The organism is Streptomyces graminofaciens, from assembly GCF_030294945.1.
In the GTDB taxonomy this organism is placed as follows: domain Bacteria; phylum Actinomycetota; class Actinomycetes; order Streptomycetales; family Streptomycetaceae; genus Streptomyces; species Streptomyces graminofaciens.
Map to the genome: position 1 here is coordinate 3502425 of NZ_AP018448.1, position 24566 is coordinate 3526990.

Sequence of the window (24566 nt, forward strand, 5' to 3'; positions counted from 1 at the left end):
TCACGAAGCAGGCTTGTCCGAGTGGCCCAGGGACTTCCCCGGGGCCACTCGGTCGCGTACGGCCTGCTTCACTGCCGTGGGCTCCGGGAAGCCCTGCTCGCGGCGGTCCCACACCACCTCGTCGTTGACTCGGACGACGAAGACGCCGCCCTTGCCGGGCTTGAGGGACAGCTCGGTCAGTTCCTCCTCGAACGTGGTGAGCAGTTCCTGCGCCAGCCAGGCCGCCCTGGGCAGCCAGCGGCACTGCGTGCAGTACTCGATCTCCACTGCTTGGCTCATCCGAGATGCACCGACCAATCCTGTTCCGCCGCCGGTTTGCCGTGCAGGTCGGGGACCCGCTTCAGCCAGTTCGGCCGGTCTCGCCGTGTCTTCGCCGCGCGCAGGGCCTCCTCGGCGGCGAGTTCCTCCCGGGTGGGGAAGTCGGTGGGGAGCCAGGCCGCGGAGGCCCGTACCCGCGTGTGGAGGTAGTCCACGTACGCGGCCCGGACCTCGTCGGGCGAGGCGAACCCGTCCTCCATGGTCAGCCAGGCGTCCGGGACCTCGGCCACGATCTTCCGCAGCAGCTCCTCGGTGACCCTCGGCGCCAGCTCGGCGTCGGCCGCCCGTACGTCGGGGGCGTAGTGCCCGAGGGCGTGGTGACGGAAGTCGTAGGCCTTGGCCGGGTCGGAGGCGTCCCAGCGGTGGTGGAAGACGAGGGCGGCGCCGTGGTCGATGAGCCAGAGGCGCGGGGGGACGGTCCCGAAGGTCGGCCAGATCATGAGGTTGGAGCTGTGGACCGTGCGGTCCACGTTCACGGTCAGGGCGTCCAGCCAGACGATCCGGCCCGCCTCCAGCGAATCCACACGGAACGTCTTGGCGGCCTCGGGGGTGAAGTCCGCGGCCCCCGGCAGATAGTCCATGCCGAGGTTGAGACCCGTGCTCGCCCCGTGCAGCTCGCGCACCTCCTGGTGGGGCTCGTGGTCGGCGATCGCCGGGTCGAAGTGCGCGAGGACCAGCTCGGGGAACCTCAGCCCGAGCGCGCGGGCCAGCTCCCCCACGATCACCTCGGCGACCAGCGCCTTGCGGCCCTGCGCGGAGGCCGTGAACTTCACGACGTAGGTGCCCAGGTCGTCGGCCTCGACGATCCCGGGGACGGAGCCGCCTGCCCGCAGGGGCTCGATATAGCGGGTTGCGGTGACTTCCCTCAGCATTTTCTCAGGCCACCCACTTCATTGACCTTGCAATCCATGGCTCACCTCGGAGGTGTCCGATTAGGGGGAACTGCCCGTCAACACCCCTGGGGAGAATCTGGGGAGTTCGGACCGGCATGCGGATCTCCCTGCCTCCCCAGCGATCCGTCAATGGCCGTCCACCCCTTGCCTCCGGGCATGAAGTGAGCATAGTAACCGAGGGTGATCGCTGAGGAGGAATGCCCGAGCCATCGGGCCACGGTCGAAAGGCCTCGCCGTGCTCGGACACGGCGGCTGCGACCAGGATCGTGATCGGTCCAGCGGCGGTGCGGATTTGCGGTCAGTGCGCGCCGTCGACGACGTCGGCCCCCGCTTCCCTCCGTGCGCCGTCGGACAACTCGCCCGTGATGCCGACCCGCGAGAGGCGGCCGAAGGGCTCCGGCTTGATGGACGTGAACGTGTGCCTCTCCCCGCAGGGCATGGCATGACGGCGCAGCTCGTTGCGGAGGTCCTCCGACAGTCCGGTCCGGGGGCCGCCCATGCCACCGCCCCGCACATCGAAGTAGCTGACGTCCGGATGGTCACGCTCGAAGCCGTCCGGCAGCCCGTCCACGAAGATCACGGCATGGTGCGACGCACCGCCCATGGCAGGCGCGGGCTGGTGCCGGCTCCGCACGCTCACGCTCAGCTCTTCCGACGAGGCGGTGCCCGCCGGGCTCAGCCTGGCCGTCCAGATTCCGTCCTCGCCGCGGTGGGAGACCTGGTGTCCCTTCCAGCGCAGCTCTTCGGCCCACTTGTCCACCACCGCGGTCAAGGCTTTCACCGCGTCGCCCGGGGTGAGCTGCCTGGCGGCGATGGTCTTCTTCACCTTCGCCGGCACGCCCGCCGCCATCACGTTCTCCGGCAGAGACCGTGAGACGACCGCACCGGCGGCGACCATGGTGTTCCGTCCTACGGAGACGCCGGGGAGAATCGTGATCTGGAAGCCGAGCCAGACGTTGTCCTCGACGGTCACCGGTGCGTAGGCGGTCTCGAAGCCGTCCAGGGGGCCGTGCCCGAAGTGATATCCGTGGGTCCAGATGGACAGATAGGAACCTGTTCCGACGTTGTCGCCGATGGTGATCGGAAGATTGGCGTTCAGAATCGAGTGCTGTCCGATGGTGACGCGCGATCCGACGGAGACATGTGCGGTGGACGTCGTCGTACCGCCGTAGCCGACCACCGATTCGTCACCGAAGTAGAGGAGATTTCCCGCGGTGAACGACCGGCAGGTTATACGCGCGCCTCGGGCCATCCGAGCCGCGGCGCCGACCTCGAACCGTTCGGCGACCAGTACGCGCACATCCCGGTCGAATTCGCTCCCGGGTCCGATCCGGACCTGCGAGGCCCGCACATCACAGCCGGGTCCGATCACCGTTCCTTCCGCGATCTCTATCCGGTCACCGACAAGGACGGTCCCCGCACCGATGATCACGTCCGGCGCCAGCTTCAGCTCTTCACAGTGAATTCGGACGCTGGGGTCGACCCCCGGCCTGTCCACCGGCCAATGTCTCATGCGAGTGCCTCCTGATCGCGCGGTGCTGTACCGGTTCGGCTTCGAGTCCACATCTCAGTACCAGTCGGCCGGAGGGCGAATCAGGGCGCCCACTGCCAGCCCTTTCCGCAGCGCTTCGACGTCCGCCGCCCCCTGCCGAACGCGGGAGAGTTCCGCCTCGCTCGGACGCCGAAGACCTTCGAGATAGGGGAAGGGCCGGACGTACTCCTTGACGAACTTCGCCGACGGCCACGCCGGTGAGGTCTCCCCCAGCAGAGGGTTCACGGTGATCTCGCCGAGTCGGGACGGCTCCGGGTCCGGAAGGATGCCGACCGGGTCGGCCGTGGGCTCGCCGGTGACGAAGGCGAACGCCTGGACAGGAAATTCCGCTGTGGCCGGGAGCGGCCGAGGCGGGCGTTGTCCCACCCACGCGCGAGTCATCTCGGCGTCGTCGTAGACGGTGCTCGGCTCCAGCAGTCGTTCGTACTCGCTGAGAGTGAGGGGGCCGCCGGGAGAGAGATTCTCAACGTCCGCGTTGTGCAGATGGCCGACAAGGAGCCTGCCTGACGACGTGACACGTCGCATCTCCGAGATCGCGCCCGGGATGTCGGACAGGTAGTGCAGGCAGTCGTGCCCCAGGACGGTGTCCACCGCCCCGGAGGAGAACGGGAAGGGACCGTTCGCGTCGAAGCACACCGAGGTGCGTCCGGGGCGCAGATACCGTTGGGACAACCACAGGTGGGAGAAGACGACGTCGGAGCAGATGGATTCGGCACCGCCCATCTGTTCCCAATGGGCGGTCAGGTGCCCGAGGCCGGCGCCGATTTCGAGAATCCGCCGGTTCCGTGGGGCGTGCCAGTGAAGCAGGGAGAGACCACTGAGATAGGTGGGGATGATCCAGCGGTGCTCGAAGTACCAGCCCAGTCCTCCGTAGTCCAGAAGCTCGACGGTCTTGTGGAATGAGAGTTTCGCCCGCACCGCCTCATACGCGTCGCGCGGGTCGAGTTCAGGGATGTCCGCGCTTCGGCGGTCGCACAGCAGGAGGGCCAGCGCCTGCTCACGTCTGCCGTTCTGGATGAGGGACACGACCTCCTCGATCAGAGCCTCCCTGCCCACACGGAGGTAGTGACAGTTGTCGAAGTGGGGCCACAGTCGCTCCCCGTCGGTCAGCAGATTCCTGGCGGCGGGCCGCAGGGGCTCGCCGTTGGAAGGACTGACCAGTTCATAGGGCGCGCTTGTCGACGCGGTGACCGCGTTCATACATGAATCTCCAAGAAGGCCATGCGGTAGGTGAGTCCGGACGCGTTGCCCAGTCGTGGGCCGTCCTGCGCCGACACGAGCCTGCTGGACAGGTCGTCGGCCGGATCTCCCGTGGGATATCCCATGTCGGCCACGGAGGGGTAGTGAAAGTCCCAGGAGCGGGCCCGTCCGGTCAGAAAGGAGTCATAGGTCTGCTGCGACAGCACATTCCAGCCCGGCAGCCATTCCCCGTCCCCCTCGGCATGGCGCAGGCGACAGACCAGGTCGACCGGCGACGGGTTCATGGGACCGTAGAGAATCGCCATGCCGTCGGCGGCGACCATTCGCAGCAGATGCGGAAGCCACACGTCCAGGGTGTCGAAATGGCTCGGGACCGTCAGAGCCGTGACGATGTCGGCCTGGAGCGACGGAAGAGAGCGCGGTTCACAGATACTGGCGACGGAGAAGCTCGCCTGGGGCAGAGCGGCCGAAGCCGCGTCGACGAGTTCGGGCAGGACATCGATCCCGCTGACGTCCCACCGGGGTCTCCGTTCGAGGACGTAGCGGGCGAAAGCGCCGTTGGCGCAGCCCACGTCGAGCAGACGCAGCTTCTCGTCGAAGCGCTTGTGGCCGGCGGCGAGCCGCAGGACGGGAGCGAAGTACGGCCGCTGGGTGGTGTGGGGATCGCGCTGGAGATAACGGAGGTCGATCGAGCGGGCGCCCTCGGTGTGACGCCAGTCGTGTTCCCAGAGGCTGGTGCCGGCCGAGGTCGCTCCCGGTGCGTCAGGCGTGTTGTCCGACGTCGTCATACGAGGCCGCCCCGTCCGGTCAGAAGCTCTCCCAGAGCCGAGGCGCGCTGGGCTCCGACGTTGGCGTGGGAGCTTGCCGCGAGGACGTCGCGGAGTCGGCGTTGGACCGGGACGGTAGTGAAGTTGGCTCGTGAGCCGGCCAGGCCGAACGCTCCTTGAGTCACCGATGCCGCCATGCGGCAGATCGCGCGGGCGAGACCCGAGATCTCGGCTTCGCTCCAGCTGCCCTCGGCCGTCTCGTTCCACACCTGGGCACTCGCACGTTCGAGCGCGGCTTCGGCCATCGTCAGCCGGCCGGCGAGATCTCCGAGCTCGACCGTGCGATGGTCCGGCGGAGAACCCTGGAGGATCTCGGCCACGTCCCGCAGGGCGCCACGCGCCAGGCCGGCACACACAGCGGCCATGTGGAGGGCGTACGCCATGCGGTGCGGGAGGCGGTCGTGCCGGGTCAGCACAGCGGTCTCGTCGAACGTGTCGAGCGGGTACAGCTGCTCCGGGCGCACGCTCACGCCGTCCACGACGGCGGAGTGGCTCCCTGTGGCGGCCAGCCCCATGACCTGCCACGTCCGGTCGATGGCGACGGCGTCGGCGGGCAGGACGACACCGACGGTCCGCTGCGACTCCTCGTGTTCGCAGTGGACCAGGACCCACTGTGCGTGGCAGACGCCGCTGACGTAGTTCCACCGGCCGTCGACCCGCAACACGCCGTTCTGCTCGCGCACGCTTCCCTTGCCGGCCGAGGTCGCCGCGATCAAGGGGACATCGGGATCGGCGAGGATCCGGTCACGGGCCCATGGGCTGAGTCGCGGCAGGATGAGATTTCCCTGGGCCCAGACCATGACCAGCCAGGCCGCGGAGCCGTTCAACTCGGCAACGGCTCTCAGGGTGCGGGTGAAGTCCGGCAGGGACTCGTCGGATCCTCCGTACTCCGCGCTCATGACCCGGCCGGTCAGACCGCTTCGCCGGAGCTTGGTGACGAGTCCGGCGGGCAGCCGGTCCTCGTCGCTCTCCCCGAGCGCGCGGAGCTCGGCTCGCAGTGAGGCAGGCAGACCGGCGATCTCTTGGTCAGTGCCCGTCATGGTCAGCACTGTTGTCCTCCTCTCCTTGCTCACCGCAGGGCGGCGTCAGCGATCGCGTCGATGTGGGCCACGGTGGTGTCGAGCCAGGGGACCCGCGTCGGCTCGGTGGCGTCGATGAGCAGGTTCAGCTCAGTGCACGCGAGGATCACCGCCTCGGCTCCACGGTCCACCGCGGCCTGGCCGAGCTTCCGCAGCTGTAGGGCCGAGTCCGATACGACGTGCCCGAGGCACAGTTCCGAATAGATGATCCTGTCAAGCTCCCGTTGTGCCTGCTCGCCGAGATCGACCACTTCGATCCCCGCCCTCGCGAAGGCATTCGCGAACGCGGGCATACGCGTGGTGGTGCTCGTTCCCAGCAGGGCGACCCGGGTGCGTCCGTCCAGTGCGTCGACGGTCGCGTCGATGAGGCTGACGAGAGGTAAGGAAGAGTGTCGCGGTATCTCGTCCGCGACGGCATGCATCGTGTTGCAGGCCACGGCCAGGAAGTCGGCACCGGCCGCCTCCAGAGCCTCGGCCGCCTCTCCGAGCAGGCGGCCCGCCGCAGGCCAGTCGCCGCTGAGCTGTGCCTGTTCCACGAAGTGGTAGTCGGCGGACCAGATGATGACATGGGCGGAATGGGATCCGCCCAGCTTCGCGGCCAGCCTGCGGTTGAGCTCGCGGTAGTACGTGATGGTCGAGGGCCAGCTCATTCCGCCGATGAGCCCGATCTTTCGCGTGGGGAGATCACGCTCCGTCATACGGTCACCTTTCGTCGCCCTGGGGAGCGGGTCATCCCTGTGCAGGTCCGTCCATCTCCCGACGGGCCTGGGCGACGAGTTCCGGCAGGTGGTCCTGGTTGTCGAGGATCTGCTGGAGGTGGACCATCCGCTCGGGACCCGCCGTGGCAAGCATGGCCTCGCCGTAGTAGTTGTCGTTCCAGAAGCGGGCCATGGCGCCGACATGGTCGCGCAGGGCGGGCAGCAGCTCCTGCGGACAGTGCTCGGTGAAGTTCATGACGAACAGCCGCCGGCCCTCCCCGCCTCCGAACGAGCCGTGCTTGATGCCGTGGGTGAACACGACCACGTCGCCGGGCTGACTCGAGATCGAGATCGCGGGCAGGTCGGACTGCTCCTGCCCCCATGCCTCCGCCGAGGAACCGATGCTGCCGCTGAGCAGCTTGGCGTAGCTGTCGTCGAACCTGTGGCTGCCCGGGAAGACCCTCAGGCACCCCGAGTCGGGGCCGACGGGGTCGAGGTAGAACGCGACCTTCAGCGCCGACAGCCCGCCGGAGAAGGGGTTCGAGTGGTACGCCGTGTTCCCGGTGTAGAAGTTTCCGTCCGACGAGCAGTAGTTGAAGTCGGGGCCCAGTAGCTGGCTGGGGATGGTGTTGATGCGCGGATCGTCGAGGAGAGCGCTCAGGTATGCGTCACGGTCGACGAAGGGAACCAGGCAGGCCCGCTTTCCCGGGGTCCGCTGACGGCCAGCCCGCTCCCACACGGACTCGAATGCCGCTGTGATCCGTTCGATCTCGTTCGCCATCAGACCTGGCAGGTGGAGGAAGCCGAAGGTCTCGAAAAACCGAACCTGGGTGGCGGCCAAAGTCATGGCTGGTGGGTCTGCCTTTCGGAGAGGGAATGCTGAGGATGATTCACTCGGCACGTCGGTGCCGAACCGGCGTGGCGAGGACCGCTGTCATGCGTCCGGGGGCGCTGGTGACCGGCCGCGAAGCCGAGTCCGCCGCGGGCCGAACCGTTCACGGGCCAAGGGGTTCGACATGGACGTCGAGAGCATTCATGGGGCGGCGCGCCGACATCTGGCCGACACGAAGAGAGCATGTTTCAGAATTTCCGGTTCTCACACCTTCCCCGTGCCGGTTTTCCTGTTTTCGCACCTCATCGCCTCAGGTTTTTCGGGAGCTCTCTCGCCGTCGGTATGCCAGGACACGCCGACCGGCGTCACGTCCGACTCATTTGTGTCGCGAGGATGGCGGCGGCCCTTCGATCGACCTTGCCCGTCTCCCCCTGGGGAATCTCGTCGACGAGGTGGAACGCATCGGGGATTTTCCCCGGCTCGAGGTGGTCCTTGGCCCATTGGCGCAGCTCTTCGGCATCGACCGAGGCGCCGGTCCGGGCGATGAGGAGGTGGATCTTCTCTCCCAGTACGTCGTCCGGAACACCGACCGCCAGGCAGTCGGTCCAGGCCGCGTTTCCGGCATATGCGGCTTCGATCTCCAGGGGCGAGACCTTGACCGCGCCGCGGGAGATCATGCTCTTCGCGCGGCCGACGAGTTCCACGCGGCCGTCCGACCGAATCCTGCCGATGTCCCCCGTGCGAAACCAACCGTCCGGAACGGCACGGTGCGTGGCGTCGTCGAATCCGAGATAACCGGACATCAGAAACGGGGTTTTGATCTGTATCTCCCCGGCTTCGCCGGGCGCCGCATCGATGCGGCATACGACACCCGGGCACGGTGTGCCGATGGTACCGGCTCCGTCTTGGTAATCCTCCGCCCGAAGGATCAGATCGGAGGTCGATGTCTCACTCAGCCCGTAGACATCGGTGATGGACGAGCCGGGGTAGTGCTGCCGGACCTTGCGTCCCAAGCCTGCCGAGAGAGGCTCGCCCCCGGCGATCCACAGCTTCGGTCCCACGCCGACCCGCCCCGTCGCGGCGGCGACCGGGTCGGACTCACGCATGCGCAACAGCATGCGGAGCATGGTGGGAACCACGGCGACACGGTCGACATCTCCCCGGCCCAGACGCGCATGTGTCCGCCGCGGGCTGAAGGAGGGCATCAGCTCGAGAACACCGCCCGTCAGGAGCGTCAGCAAGGACGTCCACTGCCCGAAGGTGAAGTTCAACTGGAGCACTTGCAGCGCGCGCTGCCCCGCCTCGAAACGAAGCACCGACTGGATGGCCAGGAGCTTGTTGGCGAAAGCCGCGTGCGACAGCTCGATGGCCTTGGGCTCGCCGGTCGAACCCGACGAGAAAGCCACCAAAGCCGTGTCCCGTCTGACCGATACGGGCTCGTCGTCGACGTCCGGCACGACGGCGTGAATTCCCTCGGCCCAGCGCTTCGTATGTGGCGATCGCTGCTGGTACCCATCGAGAAGGAACGTATCTTCACATGACACGACCCAGCGGGCTCCCGAGCGGCGCAGCACACGCCGGACCGCATTCGGGGGAAGCGTGTGATTGAGCGGGACAACCGTGCCTCCGGCAAGCCATACACCCAACTGCGTGGCGATGTCGCCAGGGCGGTTGGCAACGACCAATGCGACCGCGTCGCCGGGGCCCACGCCCGTCGACTTCAGCCTCGAGGCGATTTCCTGCGAGCTGGAGAGGAGCTGTCGGTATGACATCTCCGCGTCGCCGCCGAGAATGGCCGGTTCCGCACCGAAGCGGTTGCATGCGGAAACGATCAAAGAATCCACCCGAGCCTCGTCATCGAATTCCCAGGCTTCACTTGAAATCAAGCTCCGGTTCCTCTCTGCTTGAACGGATATCGCATGCTTGCACGGACACCCTCACCCGTCGATGCCATACCGGACTGCTCGATGGCAGCACGATTCCGGTGGACCTGATAGTGATTCATTGATCATCCGGTCGGCATTCCGAGGCGCACGGATTTATTCGCTTGTCGAAATCAGGATTTTCGAGCGAAACAAATACGGGTGGACCCTCAACGGTCGCCGTGGAAAAGACTGAACTGGAGGCACATGAGAGCTGCCTGGAGTCGGTCTCGCGCACCCATCTTGTTGAGAATGCTGGATACATGGGATTTGACCGTGGCCACGGCGAGCTGAAAGTCCTCGGCTATCTCCTGGTTGGACATTCCGCGTGTGATACCGGCCAGCACGTCCCGCTCACGGGGGCTGAGACCGACGAGGACCTCGTGCAGATCCCCGCGCCACTCCGGCGAACCGTGCGGGACGAAGTTGCGCACACCCGCGAAAAGCCGACTCGTCAGCAGGGGCTGCAGGACACTGTGGCCGCGCGACACCTGCCGTACCGCGTAGAGCAGTTCCTCCGCGGAGACGCCGCGCAGCAGGAGACCACTGACGCCCAGCTGAATGGCCCGCGTCATGTTCCGATCGATGACTTGCTGGTCGGCGAGCATGAGCACCTTCGGCCGGACGCGCGGCGGGGCCTCGGAGAGCCGCGCCACGAGTTCCAGCGCCGCGACCTCGCCATGACTGCCGACTCCGAGCACCAGCACATCCGGAGCAAGCCTGCCCACGCTCGACAGCACACCCCGGCCGACCCTCGTCTCCGCGACGACGGAGAACCCGGCCCCCCGCAGCAGCACCTGCTTCAGACCGCTACGGACCAGATCCTCGTCATCGACGAGGACGATGCTGATGACTTGATGTTGATCACGCGCAGCCACCGGCTCAACCGACCTGATCACACCTGCGCCCCTTCCTCCGAGGTGATACCGACAGAAGATTTCCGAAAACGCCAACCCAGCACGAAATCGAACTTTTCCAAACTCCGTCGACTCACCCCGTGGACTCGATGCGAGAGAGCGAGGTCGCTCCCGCCCCAGAGTCCGCCTTCGGATCGAACATTTTCAGCCACCGCGACGGCGGCTGGAATAACCGACGCACGCGGAACCACCAGGTAAGCAATGCGCCAAAAGGTCGGCATGCCACCGTCGAGCGCATATATTTACCTGCACCGCCTTCCCGGCCGGAAAGGGGGAGCCGGCACACCGGCCGGGATGAACTCCGGCCCGCCTCGGCAACCGCGAAGTGCGCGACCGCCGAGGCACAGCGCCACAAAGGAAAGAAGCACGGATATTGAGCGGGACACGGGACACGTCTAGACCTCCTTGCGCGCCCGGGGTGCCCTCGCACCACTGCCCGCATGAGTCATGCAGAACGACGGATGCGTTCGGCCCGCGAACCCGCGACGCTCACAGCCCGCCGGTGGGATCGATGTTCCTGGTCGCGGAAACCGCACTCTTCGGGAATCCGTGAAGAGCATCCCTCCGGTCGGCCATCCACGACTCCCGCCAAGGAACGCGTGGGGCGCCATGACCGATTCCGACCGCCCTGAAGCCCTCATGCAATTAACCGTAACGGAACGGTTGCGCGATCTCCGCGAGAAGGCCCTGGGGAACTCCCTAGTTTTCCGTCCGACCTTGCCTTCATTTGCGGACATCACGCCCCATAATCCCGCATGAATCCATCCGCACATTCCCTCGCCGCCCCCACTGCTGGAGGTACACATGACGAACGTCGGGCACCGGGCCACGGAGGCACAACGGCCCAGGAACACCGCCACCGTGCTCGCCTCGCTGCACGATCTCGTCCTGGCCACCAGGTCCGGCCCCGCCGAGTGCGCGCTCGTCCGAGGGGGATGGGGAAGCGGCCGGAGCACGGTGCTGCGCGCCGTCCACGAAAGAGCCTCCGAAGGCGGCTACGAGGTACTGAGAACCGCCGGACGCCTGCTTCCTCCGCTCGGTGCCTACGGCGCGATCCGTGCCGTGGCGTCCCCACTCGGCCTGTCGTTGGCGCACTCCTCCCGGCAGTCGCGACAGAGCATCAGCAACCGTGTTCACCAGGCGCTCGCCGACCTGACGGCCGCCCATCCGGTGGCTCTGCTCGTCGACGACGCCCATCTGTGCGACGAGGAGTCATTGCGCTGCATCGACCATGTGCTGCGTCACGGGGCGGAACTCCGCCTCCTGGTCGTCCTCGCCCACCGACCCGGCGACTCCGGTCCCGGACATCCGGTTCTGCGCACACTCGCCACCCGTTGGCAGCGGAACGTCATCACCCTGCCGCCCCTCACCACCGACGAGGTCGCCGAGACCGTCGGCCGGGCGCTGGGCGAGCCCCCCGAGCGCGACTTCGCCGTCCGCTGCGCGGAGTTGTCCGGAGGCAATCCGCTCGTGCTCCAGCGTGTCCTCGACGCGGCACGGCGGCACGGCCTCCGCCCCGACACCCGTGGCACCCGCCGTCTGGACACCCTCGCACACGAGGTGCTCTCCGTCCTGGCCTTGCGGAAGCTGGCCCAGCACGGCGAACGCGTCCACCGGGTCGCCCAGGCCGTCGCCCTGCTCGACAGCGTCGGCGCCGTCGACATCGACAGCCCCGAGCCGACGGAATCCGAGCTGGTCAGCGCCCTGGCCCGGGTGCCCCGGGCGGTCACGAACGACGCCCTCGACACCCTGCGCCAGGACGAGTTACTGAGCACGACTGCATGCGGTACGCGGATCCGGCCGAACGTGCGGTCCCGGTTGCTCGCCGCGTTACCCGTCCCGGAGCTGCGGGACCTGCGCAGCCGCGCCGCCCGGCTGCTCAACGAGGCGGGTGGCCCCGCCGAAGCCGTGGCCAGGCTTCTGCCCGACTCCCCGGACCAGCTCTGGATGTACGACGTCCTGCGCGAGGCCACGACCCGCGCCGCCCGGCTCGGGGCCCAGATGGCCGCAGTGTGCTTCCTGGACCGGCTGATCGCCGCCGACCTGCCCACGCTCGACTCGGACATTCGGCTCCGGCACCGGCTGGAACTTGAGTACCTCCTGGCCCGCACCAGCCCCACGACCGCAGCGCGGCATCTGCGCGCGATCCTGCAGCATTCGCGCGACCCTCAGCTCCTGGCCGACGCGGCGATCCACTTCGGTGCGCTCGTGGCGGACACGGCCCACATGACCGAGGCGGACGGCTATCTGGAAAAGGCTCTGCGCGCCCTGGCCCCCGAGCCCGCCGAGCCCTCCGTCCCCGCCTCCGGGGCCTTACGGACCCGGGTCGCGTACGCCCGGCTGGCCCTTGCCCTGCTCGAGCCCCAGGACGCCCCCCAGGACCCGGGCGAGCCGCGTCCCGCTCTGCCGCCGGAGCTGCCCGCGGCAGTGGCGCTCCACCTGGCGGAGCGGTCCGGGGAAGCCCGCGCGCTGCTGGGACGCTCGTTCCGGACGGCCTCGGCGGAGAGTGACCCGCGCGCCCTGATCCTCGCGTTATCCGTACGCTCCTTGATCTCACACGTCGTCGGAGACCTCGCCGAGGCGCAGGACACCGCCCGCTCCGCCCTGTCCACGATGGCTCGCACCCCGCAGGCGGCGGGGCTCCTGCTGCCCTACATCGCACATGTGCAGAGCCTTGTCGGGTGCGGTGCGACCGGACTCGCCGCGGGTGCTTCCCAGAGCGCCCCGGCCACAGTGCCCAGCGGCAACGACTTGTGGGAGATGAAGAGGCCGCTGTACGAGCAGTACGTGCTCGCGGCGGTCCCGGGACGGCCGGCCCAGCCGTCCCAGGACCCAACCGACACGCGGCGCGTCCAGCGACGCCAGGACACCGTCCTGACATCCGACCGAGGTAACCCCGTCCTCACCCACTGGCGGCTCTCCGTCGACCAGGCCCTGCTCGTCCTCGGGAACACGCCACGGGCGGACGGCCGATGGCACGCCGCCCGCCGCGCCGGCCTCGGCCTGCTCACCGACACGCTCACGGTCACCGTCGACGGCGAACGATCCGTGGGGGAACTCACCGAGACCGCGCACGCTCTGACGGGCGGGCCGGGGCAGCGCCTGGCGTCCGCCTGGGCCGTGTACCGGCTCGGCTCGGCCCTGCTGCGCCGCGGCGAGATCCACGCCGCCCGTGAGCAGCTGTACCGGGCATACGGCCTGGCCGACCAGTGCGGCGCGCAGGTGCTCGCCACCATGGCCCAGACCGAGCTGGCCGCTGCCGGGGGCCCGCTCCGGCACAGCGCGGACGCGTTGACCCCGAGCGAGCGCAGGGTCGCGGAACTGGCTGCCGGGGGAGCGACCAACAGGGAGATCGCCGACCGGCTGTTCATCGCGTCCCGGACGGTGGAGTCCCATCTCACCAGCGTCTACAAGAAGATTCCGGGCGGCCGGGCGGCCTTGCGCCTGTCCCTGGTCGACACGGCGGGAGAACCGGCACCACCGCACGTACCGGGGGCCCAAGAAAGGAAAGAGCGATGAGTAGACAGACCACGTGCGGGGCCCCGGACCGTCCCGGACCCTGTACGACGGCCCGCCCGGGGCTCCTGCCGGTCGGACGCGACAAGGAACGAAGGCTGCTGGAAAAGGTCCTGCCCAAGCGGCACGACATCACCTCGTCCGCCGCCGTCGTCCTCCTCGAAGGCAGGTTCGGGCTGGGCCGCACCACACTGCTGCGGTGGGCCGCCGCCACCGCCGAGCGGCACGGAGCCCAGGTGCTCGCCGCCCACTGCTCGCGCACGGAGTCCGACTTCCCGTACGGCGCGGTGACCCAGCTGTTGGCGCCCTTGCCGAGCTTCGCGCCCAAGGTGTCGGAACTACTTCGTTTCCACCCGCCGGCCGATCCGTGTGCGCGGACGCGATGGCTGGCCCCGGCGCTCCTGGCCGAGGCCGCAGAGCGGCCTCTGCTGCTCGTGCTGGACGACGCCCAATGGGCGGACGCCGCCTCCCTGCACGTACTCACGCAAACGATCCGGCAGCTTCGCGACACTCGGGTGACGGTTCTCGTCGCCACCACTCCCGACGACCGCCCTGACTCGCTGCGCCGTCTGCTGGGGCTCGGTGCGCTGCACCGGGGCCGGGGCCGTACGGACCGGCTGCTCCGACTCGGGCCGCTCGGCCCGGAGGCGTTCGCCGAGATGCTCGCCGCACACGGCTGGCCCGCGCCCGTCGACCCGGCCCTCGCCGCCGAGGTGACGCGGCTGTGCCGGGGCAACCCCAAGGCGCTCGACCGGGCGCTGGCCGCCTGCGGGGCGGACCGGCCGACCGGTGGCGAGGTCACCCCGGAGGCTCTACAGGGGCCCGCGACCGCCGCTCTGGCCGAGCTGGCCGACCGCGCGGTGGAACACCTGCCCGACGAGGCCCAGGCACTGCTGCGCGCCTACGACGTCGCCGCCGGCGCACTGGAGACCGAACAGGTCGTACGGCTGGCCGGGCTGAGCGTCCCGGCCGGTGCCCGCGCTCAGACGCTGCTGAACCGCCTCGACCTGCTGACCGACGGCGACCGTCCCGTGCCGACCTTCCCCGGCTCCGTAAGGCTCGCCTTCGCGAGGCTGAACGCCACGGAGCGAGAGGAGTTGCATGCCCGGGCGGCGGAGCTGTGCTACCGCACCGGGGTCCGCGCGTCCCGCATCGCCGGGATGCTGATCGCCGCCCCGTCCTTCCGGCCGCCCTGGGCCTTGGAGGTGCTGTGCTCGGACGTGACAGCACCGCGGCCGTCGGAGGAGGCTCACTCCCCCATCCATGTCCTGGAGCACTCGCTGCTCCGCACCGAGGCCCCGATGGAACGGCTGGGCCTGCACATCCAGCTGGCACTGGCCTCGATAACGTCCAACCCGATCGTCACCCAACGGCAATTGGACACGGCGTACCGGCTGTCCCTGTCGGGCACGGACCCCGTGTCCACCCGGATACGACTGCATGCCGCCGACATTCTGACGATGCTCCAGGGGCCCGACGCCCTGGCCGATGCCACGGTCGGGCAGTTCCAGCGGGGAGTCCCGCCCCAGGCGGGTCACCCTTGGCGCGAACCGTCCGCGCCGAGGTCCGGCAGTGCCGAAGGCCCGGACGCCGTCGACCCCCTTCCCGGACCGGCCCGGGCGGCGCTGCGCGCCTGGCAGTTGGCCGCGGCGGGCGTCGACCAGGAACGGGCGATGGCACTGGCCAGGCAGGCGCTGTGCGGTGCGCCCCCTCCCCCGGGGATCACCCTGTTCACCCCCACTCTCGCCGGCGTGGGCGCCCTGATGCTGTCGGAGGACGTGAAAGACATCGAAGAGGCCGTTCTCAGTGCCGGGGCCGTTGTCGACGACGCCCTGTTCGCCGGCGCGCGGTTTGCCGCGCTGCACGGTCTGCTGCTGCGGGCACAGGCCTACCGCCGTCTCGGCAGGACGGACCTGCAGATCGCCGACCTGAAAAGCGTTGCCGAGCTGAGTGACAACAGAACACCTCATCCGCGGCTGCTGCCGTTGCTCTCCGCCGCGCACGCGACACTTCTGCGGCTCGAGGGCCATCTCGCCGCCGCGGAGCACGTCCTGGCCGTGGATCTGCCCGAGGTACGCGAGGAGAGCATGGCCATGTCCGCCTTCCTGTCCGCCCGCGCCAAGGTGTACGAGGCCACAGGCCGGTTCGAGGAGGCGCTGGCCGACCTCATGAGCGTCGGCCGGGGGCTGTCCAACCGGGGGTGGCACAATCCCGCGCTGCTGCCGTGGCGCGCTCGCGCGGCCACGTTGGCAGAGCGACTCGGCAAGAGGGCGTTCGCGAGCAGGCTTTTCGCCGAGGAGCGGCGGTTGGCGTCGGCGTGGGCAGTGGCGGGGACATCGGGGGACTCGGGGTCCGTGGATCCGTCCAGGCTCTCCCCCACGTCCCGCGCGGGTGAAGCGGAGCGTGCGTACGGTCGGGAGCGGGGGCCCGATCCGTCGCCGGGCGCGGTGGCGCTCACCCCGGCCGAGAGCCGGGTCGCCGAGCTCGCCGCCGAGGGACTGTCCAACAAGCTCGTCGCCGAACGGCTGTCCATCAGCCCCCGGACCGTGGAACTGCACCTGACCCGCGCCTACCGGAAGCTGGGCATCTCCGGCCGGGCCGGGCTGCGGGCCGCTCTCGCCTCGGTGTGTCACACGAAGGGGGACGGTCGTGCTGCTTGAACGGACAACCGTGCTGCGCGCGGTGGACGAGGCCGCCGCGGCCGCCGGCGGCGGCTCGATGCTGCTGGTCACCGGTCCCACGGGCATCGGCCGGACCACGCTCCTGGACGAACTGGCACGACGGGCTTCCGACCAGGACGTACGGGCGTTGCGGGCGGTCGGCACTCCGTCCGAGCAGGACTTCGTCCTCGGGATCGTCACCCAGCTCTTCGACTCCGTGGTGCGGCAGGCGCCCGTCAATATACGCCGTGGCTGGTTCGCGGGCGCCGCCGCCGACACCCAGTGGCTGTTCTCGGGCGGATCGCCCGTCATGTCGACCGGGCTGCGCCCGCACTTCCTGGAAGGGCTGCGGGCGTTGGTCGCCGCCATATGCCGACAGCAGCCACTGTTGTTGCTCGTCGACGACCTCCAGCACGCCGACGACGCGTCGCTGACCTTTCTGAGCTATCTCGCCAGGCGCCTGAACGGTCTGGCCGTCACGGTGGTGGCCACACTGCCGTCCGGCCATGCGCTGTACAGCCCGACCCGGCTGAGGGAGACCACCAACGCCGCCGACCGGATGCTCGAGCTGGGTCCGCTCAGCCTGTCCGGGGTGGCCGCCGCGGTGCGGTATGTCTTCGGCACGGAGGGCGACCCCGAGTTCGTCCGGGTGTGCCACAGCGTCTCCGGCGGCATCCCGCTCTTCCTGCTGCCATCTCTGTGGGAGCTGGCGGACGAGGGGCGGAAGCCCTCGGCCGAAGAGGCGCTCGCGTTCCCCCGGCTACGGCCCGAACCATTGCGGGAGCGGCTGGCCCAGCTGGTGCTGTGGCTGCCCGAGAGGCTGCGTCGTTGCGCCACCGCCGTGGCCCTGCTCGACGGGTCGGCCCGAGCCGGGCTGATCGCGCCGCTCACCGGACTCGACACCAGTAACAGTGCGGCCGCACTGACGGCCATGGAGCAACTGGGTCTGGTGGAGACAGAACCGACGGGAGTCAGGCCGGACGGGAGCCCCTGCCCCTCGGCGAAACGCACTCGTTTCCGGCACTCCATGCTCCAGGAGGCCTTCATCGACGCGCTGTCCGACGAGCGGTACGAGGAACTGCACCTCAAGGCCGCGCGGTTGCTGCTGGCACACGGTCATGCAGTGGAGGAGGCCGCCGAGCATTTGCTGCTCACCACCTCCCCGATGTCCCGGTCCCTGCGGACGGCACTGCGCACAGCGGCCAAGACCGCACTGGACAGGGGCGCGTCGCACACCTCCGCACGCTATCTGCGGCGCGCCCTGGCGGACACCGAGGAAGACCCGGGGGCGCTGGTGGAGCGGCCGGCACTGCTGAGCGATCTCGCCGTCGCGGAGAGCCGGTTCGCCCCCCACGCCGCGGACCGCCATCTGCGGCAGGCGCTGGCACTGTTGAAGACGCCTTACGAACAGTTCGAGGTACTCGTCCGCTTCGCGCCCTACTGGTGCGTCGACGAGGCAACCGTGGCCGAGTTGATGCAGAGCTTCACCGACGATGACGGCCGAGCGCCGGGAGCCCGCGGCGGGCGTCCGCCGATGTGGTTGGCAGCCCGCCACGAGAGTCTCGGCTGGGGCGCCGACCATGCAGCCAAGAGCCTGGAGCGGCTGACCGGGCTGGGTCCGCAGGTTCCCGTGGACACCTGGGCCGAACGGCAAATGGCGGCCGTCCTGTTGCGGTCGGTGACGGCAGCGGGTCTGCTCCCTCGGGCAGAGGCCGTCGCGCTCGCACACCGGATTCTGGCGAGCGAGATGCTGTCCTCCCCCGTCCACGTCTCGCTGCCCCTGCTGACCAGCACCCTGTTCATGGCCGACGAGGTGGACTTCCTGCAGGCAGGGCTGCGGACCGCCCTGCAACGGATGGATCCCGACGACGACATCGTCGCCCGGAGCATCGCGCTCGGCCTGCACGCCTGGACGTCGGCCGCCCAGGGCAATCTCGTCGCGGCGCGGACCAGCGCCGAGGAATCCCTGGCGACGGCCGACCGCCTGCATCCGACGGCGGGACCGGCCTTCACCGCGCTGATGATGGTCGCGCTGGAGAGCCGCGACCTGGGCCTGGCCCGGCAACTGCGCGAGGAGATACGGCTGCACACGTCCCAGATCCACGAGTACCGGCTCGCCCCGGGCGGTTTCCCCGTGCTGGCCGACATGTTCAGAGGCATGGCCGCCGATCTGGCCGGGGATCCCTCGACCGCCTTGGCGGTGCTGCGCCGGTGCGGCAGACGGGTGGAGCATGTGGACGGCCCGGTGGCGGGCCTCCAGGTGGCGTGGCGGCCGTGGGCGGCACGGCAGTACGTACGCCTGCACGACACGGCGGCGGCGATGGAGCTGGTCGATGAGGACTTGCGGATCGCCGAGGCCTGGGGTGCGCCCAAGTTCATCGGCCGGGCGCTGCGGATGCGGGCGACACTGGTCGGCGGCCGGGAGGCGTTGGCGCTGGCGGAATCCTCGGTGGAGACGTTGGAGCACAGCCACAACCAGCTGGAGCTGGCCCGATCCCTGGTGTCGCTCGGTCAACTGTTGCGGGAGGCCGGCGATCTCGCCCAGGCCGAGACTCGGTTGCGCCGGGGCCATGACCTCGCCGTCCAGTGCGGGGCACACTGGGCCGCGACCCGCGCGGAGAGCGAAATGGAGTTCTTCCCCCAGAGGGGAGCCCGCCAACCGCTCACCGGTACCCAGCGGACGGTTGCGTCGTGGGCCGCGCAGGGGCTGACGAACCGTGACATCGCGAAGGCGCTGGGCATCACTTCACGGGCGGTGGAGAAACATCTGACGGCCGTGTACCGCAAGCTGCTGGTGACCACACGCTCGGATCTTCGCTCAGTGCTGAGCCCGGACGAGATGGTCGACCCTCCGGCCGACCCGGCCCAGCCGCCGGAGCCTCGAGGGCACGTGACGTAGTCGACGGACCCTCACGGAAGGTGCCCGAACGGGCACCTTCGGGTGACCGTACCTCCCCCCCTCGCGGAGCCGTACGTCGCGTAAGGGTCCGAACCTCGGTAGTCACGTACTACCACTAACTTTCCCTCCGGGCCGAAGATCGGGTTGATCGGGAAGAAGCCGTCCGCCTAGCCTCAGGAAAATGGGAGGTGCGCCTGGGCCGGCGATTCCCAGAGCATCCACATTCGGAGGGTTCGATGTCAATGACTTCGTTTTGGGCAGCCTCGGGGACCGCACAGGAATCGCTGCACCGGCACGCCGAGTCTTTCTTGAGCATATTCCAGCAGGCGGGCATATCCATGGCGCGCCTGGACTCCGATTTATGTCTGCTCGAAGCCAACAGCGACTTCGTGCGTTGGTTCGGGGGTTCGCCGTCCGCGCTGCGCGGACGGCCCTTCCTCGACTTTCTGCACCCGTCCACCGGACCCGGCGTCCGGGAGCAGCTGTCCAAGGTCGCGGCCGGCAGTCGGGTGCGGCTCGGTGATCGCGGAGTCGCGCTGCGGGCCGACGGATCGCCCCTGCCGGTGGAACTGACGCTGATCGGCGTACGGGACGGCGTCACCCCCGGGGCCAGCGAGATCATCGTCCTCGTCGCCCCCGAGAAGGAGCCCTCCGAGTCCCTCGGCCGACAGCGGGTCAGGGTACCGAACACGACCGCGCCGATGACGCTGACGGAGATGGAGGCCCGGATCCTGGAGCAGCTGGCCACCGGAATCTCCACTCGGAAGCTCGCGCTCCGACTGCATCTGAGCCGCCAGGGCGTCGAATACCACATCGGCGCGATGCTCCGTAAGGCGGGCGTCCCGAACCGTACCGCGCTCGTGTCCCGGGCCCATTCCCTCGGAATCTTCTCGGGCGGGCACTGGCCGCCGCGCATCGCAACGGATTTCGTGTCACCGCCCCAGCCGAGGACGGTCGCGGAGTCCGAAAAAGACGAACGCGATCTTCAGCGGTCCGAGGCGGAACCGGATATGAGCGACGGTGCTACGGAAGCTCCCGGAACAGACGACCTAACCGGTCCGCGAGCAGCTTGACAAGTGACCTCGACATGCGCTCGGGCGGCGCTTCCGCGAGATGTTCCGTCACGGGCTTCGAGTAGTAGAGAAGGTACACATGACTTCCTGTCTCACCTCCGAATTCCCTTCCGATGTCGACCGGGGTTTCGTGGACAGGGGGCCATGGCTGTCCGCCGTCCTGTCCGAGATCTCCGGCATCTGTACGATGACCCTGAACTCCCGGTTACAGATCGTCTCGGCCGACCGGAATTTCCTCAGTCAGTTCAGCCGCCCCGCCCAGGAGATGAGCGGACGCCAGTTCGAGGAATTGCTGCACCCCGGGTTGAGGATGCACATCCGGCAGCAGCTGAACAAGCTCTTCGAACCGGGCGGAACCCGTGTGGACGCCCCGATCGTCGCGCTACGCCCCGACGGTTCGACCTTTCACGGACTGCTCACCGGCATCACGCCGCCGACTACGGACGGTGCCCCGGACTCCTGTGTGGTGCTCGTGAAACCCGAAGGTCCGGCAGTCTCCGAGCAGGGACCGGCCGCGCTGCGGCCCGACACGGTCACGGAGGTCGACGCCCGCATCCTGGAGGGCGTGGCGGCCGGGATGCCGTCCACCCGACTGGCCACCCGGCTCTGTATGAGCCGACAGGGCATCGAGTACCGCATCGCCGGAATGCTGCGCAAATTCGATGTGCCGAACCGATCCGCCCTGGTGTCCCGGGCGTATTCCCTGGGAATTCTGAGCATCGGGGTCTGGCCGCCGCAGGTTCGCCGCGAGGCCATGGAACCCGGCGCCCGCAATTCTGGGCCCGTGAATCGGAATCCGAAACAGGAATACTGAAGACGGCTTCAGGGTTTTTGGCGGGGCTTCAGGGATGCTGGTCCATGATGAGCGGCAGGCTTCCCTGCTTTGTGGGGCGGATGACCGTCCCACAGCGAACCGCAGGGCCTCAGAAGAGAGGTAAAGGTGTTCGCTTCCTCATTTTTCCCCGCTCCTCCTGACGCTCGCGCCCGGCGCCCTCACAGGATGAACGCCACCAGCGGACCTGCGGTCACCGCGAGCACACAGGCCACCATCACCATCAAGAAGCTCTCCATGAAGTCCCCCACACGCTGCCCCGACCTGACGGAAACGGCCATCGAGGCGCCCAGCCAGAGCAGGCCACCGACGCCCGCCGCGGTCACCAGCCAGGCCAGGAGTGACATCACGTCGTCGAGTGGAGCGGTCACCGTCGGGTCGACAGCCAGCGGGTTCATAAGGGTGGGTCCTTTCGTGGCAGCAGCCGTGCCCTGGGGCCGGGCAGGCGGTTCGGGGGACAGGGCCGTGGCCCTGGGAGCGGCGGGTGCGGGCCTGGCGCTCGCGACGGGGGGCCGCTGTGGCCGGTAGCAACTTCAGGAAGGCGGCAACGTGGTCCGCGGCGGGGGCGCTTGCGGTGTGCCTGATGCCCCTGCTGGTGATGGTGGGTCTGTCCGGCTCGAAGCTCACCGATGGGGACGATCAGCGCCAACAGGCGTTCGACTCCGCGAAGGTGCCTCCCGCCCATGTGAAATGGGTGATCCGCGCCGGCTCGATCTGCGATGTCGTCCTGCCGTCCGTGATCGCCGCGCAGATCGACGCCGAGACGGGCTGGCAGGAGGGATCACCGAGCCCCACCCCGGCGAACACCGCCCCGGCCGAGCGGGCGCTCGTCGGGATGAGCGCGGCGGACTTCGAGGAGTGGGCGTCGGACGACGACGGCAACGGTCAAGTCTCCCCGCTCGACGCGGGGGACGCCATCATGGCGCTGGGCCGCTTCGACTGCGCCCTGGCCGAAGGGGTCCAGCGGCTCAAGGAGAAAGGTCTCGCCTCCGGTGACTCGCTCGAACTGACCCTGGCGGCCTATCACTCCGGGACGAAGGCCGTGGAACAGTACCGGGGGCTTCCGCCGAGCGGCGAGACGCGAGACTACGTCGGCGAGGTACGGAAGCTGATCCCCCGGTACGAGACCGGCTCCGCGCGCTGAGCTCCCGGGGGCCGACCCCGGGGGTCGGCCCCCGACGCCCTCGGGTTCCCACGGACCCGGATCCTGTCGGCTGCGGCCCCCCGTTGCGGGGCCGCGGCCGACAGGAGTTCTCGGCGGCCGGAGGGCCGTCGGTCAGGGGGACCAGACCGACTGGCCGTCCGGGGTCACCGATTCCGTCCGCACACGCCGTTGTTGCTGTCGGCCCGGTCCGATACGTCCCAGCACGGAGGTGGACTCGCTGCGCGGCGCCGGGTCCGGGAACGGCGGATGCGACTGGGCCGCCTCCGGAGTCCATGCCGGCTGTGCCGATCCTTCAGCGGCCCACGCCGGCTGCGCCGGGTTTTGCGCCCCCCATCCGTCCTGCGGTGCCCATGCCGTCTCGTGCAGGGGCAACACCGGCTGCCGCGGCCGACCGTGCTTCACCTGCCCGTGGCGGGGACCCTGCTGGGCCGTCCGTACCTCCGGCAGATACAGCTTCATGGTCCGCTCCGGCGGCAGGGGCGCGGGAGCGGTGATCGTACGCGCCTCCTCCGACCAGCGGGAACTGGTGTCGTGAAGTGCCAGCTCCTGCTTGGTCACCGCGAGCCGGAAGGGAACCCCGGGGCGGCCACCGACCTTGATCAGGAACTTGCCCCGGCCAGGCGCACCGTCCGGGCCGTCGGCGGCGTTCCAGCCCTCCGGTGACGACCAGGACGAGACGAGGTCGATCTCGGCCCGCGAGAGATGGACGATCCTGCTGAGGTCCTCCAGCTCGCGCTCCGGCAGTCCCGCGCACACCACCATGCCCGCGCGTTCCGCCAGGCCGTCCGCCTTGGCCCGGTCGGCGCTGGAGTCCAGGGCCGCCGCGTCCTTGAGAGTGTGCGTGATCATCACACTGCCGACGCCCATGGTGCGGTTGAGCCGAGTCAGCGCGTCGATCCGGTTCACGATGCCCGAAGCCGCCCGCAGCGGACGCCACAGCTCGTCGAGCACGGTGAGGTACCACCGCTGGGGCGCGAGCCCGGCATCCGCGAGGGCACCCGCCGCTGCCACCGCGCCGAGCCCGTCGGACCAGGAGGCGAGCATCGCCGCCGCCGTCAGCTGGGTGTCCGCCTCGCCGATCCGGGAGATGTCCATGCACACGGCGGGCGCGTCGAGGTCCATCCGTGTGGTGCTCTCCCCCGCGAAGCAACTGCCCAGCGCACCGCTGAGGATGCCGATGAGCGAGCGGAGCAGCGGATCCACCGCCTCGTGGTATCGGGTCGTCTGTCCCCGGTCCAGGGCGACTGACCTCAGCCGGGGCGGCCCCTCGTCGAGCAGGCGGATCAGATCCGGCAACGTCGGTGGCCGGCCAGGGGGGTGACGCTCCATCAGCAGGTTGAGGCAGACGGAGAGGATGGCCTGCTCATGGTCGTCGACCTGGCCGGAGCGGACCACCGAGATCAGCGCGGTCAGCGTGTTGAGCACCCGGCCGTGGGCCTCGGCGGCGAGTGCCTCGCCCGCCCTGCCCCCGATCCGGCGCGCGGTCCGGCCCATGGCGCCCGGGTCGAGGACGTTGATGCCGCCCACTCCACGGCCGATCTTGATTACCTGCCCGCCCAGCGCCCTGACGGTCTCCGCGTAGTCCGGCTTGAGGTCACCCAGGACCATGGGGACCACGCCGGTCGCTGCCAGACCGATCAGCATGCGGTTGACCAGCGTGGACTTGCCCAGCCCGGGCATGCCGAGCATGAACATCGACGGGTTGGACAGATAGTTGGCCCGCGTGAACCAGGAGATGGGGTCGCCGCACACCGTCGTCCCCGTGCGCAGATGCGGCCCCAGGGGGACCCCCGTGGTCGGAGCGGTGGCCGAGGCCGCGAAGGGCCACAGGCCGCACGCCTGCACGGTGGTGGCCCGCCACAGGGACGGGGGATCCACGTGGCCGACCTGGCCGCCGGCGGGGCCGGTCCAGCCCCGGACCGTGAGCTTCTCGGCGGTGGGCAGCGCCACGGGGCCGTCGGCGCTGTAGGGCACCCGCTTGTGACGCTGGACGGGCTTCGTCGTCGGGGCGGTGTGCGTGGCGGTGTCCGCCTTCTTGCGCCGCCGTCCTCTGGGTTCCGGCTGCGGAGCCTTCTGCGGTTCCGTCGCCTGCCGGTCGTGGGTGAGCCTGTGTTTACTCATGGGGTGCTCCGTACGTTGGTGGCCAGTCCGGAGGACTGGCCCGAGATGGGTGCCTCGCCGCT

The 24566-nt window shown here is 69.1% G+C and carries 18 protein-coding genes; 6 read left to right on the forward strand and 12 right to left on the reverse strand.

The features are described 5' to 3' along the window. From SGFS_RS15055 to SGFS_RS15100, 10 genes are all read right to left on the reverse strand, one after another. Entirely contained in the window at positions 1-279 is a 279-nt protein-coding gene (locus SGFS_RS15055) for an Rdx family protein (RefSeq protein WP_286250635.1), read from the reverse strand. Then, positions 276-1190: a HipA family kinase gene (locus tag SGFS_RS15060; protein ID WP_286250637.1), complete on the reverse strand. Its 915-nt coding sequence runs from the start codon at positions 1188-1190 to the stop codon at positions 276-278. Before SGFS_RS15060 ends, SGFS_RS15055 begins: the two co-directional genes overlap by 4 nt. Before the next feature lie 319 nt (positions 1191-1509). Further along, complete coding sequence (locus SGFS_RS15065; protein WP_286250638.1) at positions 1510-2724, reverse strand: DapH/DapD/GlmU-related protein; 1215 nt, start codon at positions 2722-2724, stop codon at positions 1510-1512. A gap of 54 nt (positions 2725-2778) precedes the next feature. Next, positions 2779-3963 carry a class I SAM-dependent methyltransferase gene (locus tag SGFS_RS15070; RefSeq protein WP_286250639.1) on the reverse strand — a complete coding sequence of 395 codons (1185 nt, stop codon included), beginning with the start codon at positions 3961-3963 and terminating at the stop codon, positions 2779-2781. Further along, a complete protein-coding gene (locus SGFS_RS15075; protein ID WP_286250641.1) occupies positions 3960-4751 on the reverse strand; it encodes a class I SAM-dependent methyltransferase in 792 nt (263 codons plus the stop codon). Before SGFS_RS15075 ends, SGFS_RS15070 begins: the two co-directional genes overlap by 4 nt. Then, positions 4748-5830, reverse strand: a complete 1083-nt coding sequence (locus SGFS_RS15080; protein ID WP_286250642.1) for an acyl-CoA dehydrogenase family protein — start codon at positions 5828-5830, stop codon at positions 4748-4750. Before SGFS_RS15080 ends, SGFS_RS15075 begins: the two co-directional genes overlap by 4 nt. 29 nt (positions 5831-5859) lie before the next feature. Beyond that, positions 5860-6567 (reverse strand): aspartate/glutamate racemase family protein, encoded by a 708-nt coding sequence (locus SGFS_RS15085; protein WP_286250644.1) that lies wholly within the window; start codon positions 6565-6567, stop codon positions 5860-5862. A gap of 31 nt (positions 6568-6598) precedes the next feature. Next, entirely contained in the window at positions 6599-7414 is an 816-nt protein-coding gene (locus tag SGFS_RS15090; RefSeq protein WP_286250647.1) for a phytanoyl-CoA dioxygenase family protein, read from the reverse strand. 350 nt (positions 7415-7764) lie between these two features. Continuing rightward, a complete protein-coding gene (locus tag SGFS_RS15095) occupies positions 7765-9285 on the reverse strand; it encodes a class I adenylate-forming enzyme family protein (protein WP_286250648.1) in 1521 nt (506 codons plus the stop codon). Between the two features lie 206 nt (positions 9286-9491). Then, complete coding sequence (locus tag SGFS_RS15100; RefSeq protein WP_286250650.1) at positions 9492-10220, reverse strand: LuxR C-terminal-related transcriptional regulator; 729 nt, start codon at positions 10218-10220, stop codon at positions 9492-9494. A gap of 822 nt (positions 10221-11042) precedes the next feature. On the opposite strand from SGFS_RS15100, the gene SGFS_RS15105 reads away from it, so the two are divergent. The 5 genes from SGFS_RS15105 to SGFS_RS15125 all read left to right on the forward strand — a co-directional run bounded on the left by SGFS_RS15105 (position 11043) and on the right by SGFS_RS15125 (position 21200). Next, entirely contained in the window at positions 11043-13757 is a 2715-nt protein-coding gene (locus SGFS_RS15105) for a LuxR C-terminal-related transcriptional regulator (RefSeq protein WP_286250652.1), read from the forward strand. Further along, positions 13754-16414: a helix-turn-helix transcriptional regulator gene (locus tag SGFS_RS15110; RefSeq protein WP_286250655.1), complete on the forward strand. Its 2661-nt coding sequence runs from the start codon at positions 13754-13756 to the stop codon at positions 16412-16414. Before SGFS_RS15105 ends, SGFS_RS15110 begins: the two co-directional genes overlap by 4 nt. After that, positions 16404-19313: an ATP-binding protein gene (locus SGFS_RS15115; RefSeq protein WP_286250656.1), complete on the forward strand. Its 2910-nt coding sequence runs from the start codon at positions 16404-16406 to the stop codon at positions 19311-19313. Before SGFS_RS15110 ends, SGFS_RS15115 begins: the two co-directional genes overlap by 11 nt. Before the next feature lie 242 nt (positions 19314-19555). Further along, positions 19556-20386 (forward strand): LuxR C-terminal-related transcriptional regulator, encoded by an 831-nt coding sequence (locus SGFS_RS15120; protein WP_286250657.1) that lies wholly within the window; start codon positions 19556-19558, stop codon positions 20384-20386. A gap of 79 nt (positions 20387-20465) precedes the next feature. Continuing rightward, on the forward strand, positions 20466-21200 hold the full coding sequence (locus SGFS_RS15125; RefSeq protein WP_286250659.1) for a helix-turn-helix transcriptional regulator: 735 nt from the start codon (positions 20466-20468) through the stop codon (positions 21198-21200). A 179-nt stretch (positions 21201-21379) separates the two neighbouring features. Here SGFS_RS15125 and SGFS_RS15130 read toward each other — a convergent pair whose 3' ends face one another. Further along, complete coding sequence (locus SGFS_RS15130) at positions 21380-21616, reverse strand: hypothetical protein (RefSeq protein WP_286250661.1); 237 nt, start codon at positions 21614-21616, stop codon at positions 21380-21382. 185 nt (positions 21617-21801) lie between these two features. Here SGFS_RS15130 and SGFS_RS15135 point away from each other — a divergent pair, with 185 nt between their 5' ends. Continuing rightward, positions 21802-22362, forward strand: coding sequence for a lysozyme family protein (locus SGFS_RS15135; RefSeq protein ID WP_286250664.1), 561 nt, complete (start codon positions 21802-21804; stop codon positions 22360-22362). Positions 22363-22494: 132 nt separating this feature from the next. On the opposite strand, the gene SGFS_RS15140 is transcribed toward SGFS_RS15135, so the two are convergent. Beyond that, positions 22495-24504, reverse strand: coding sequence for an ATP/GTP-binding protein (locus SGFS_RS15140; RefSeq protein ID WP_286250668.1), 2010 nt, complete (start codon positions 24502-24504; stop codon positions 22495-22497). Positions 24505-24566 lie beyond the last annotated feature (62 nt).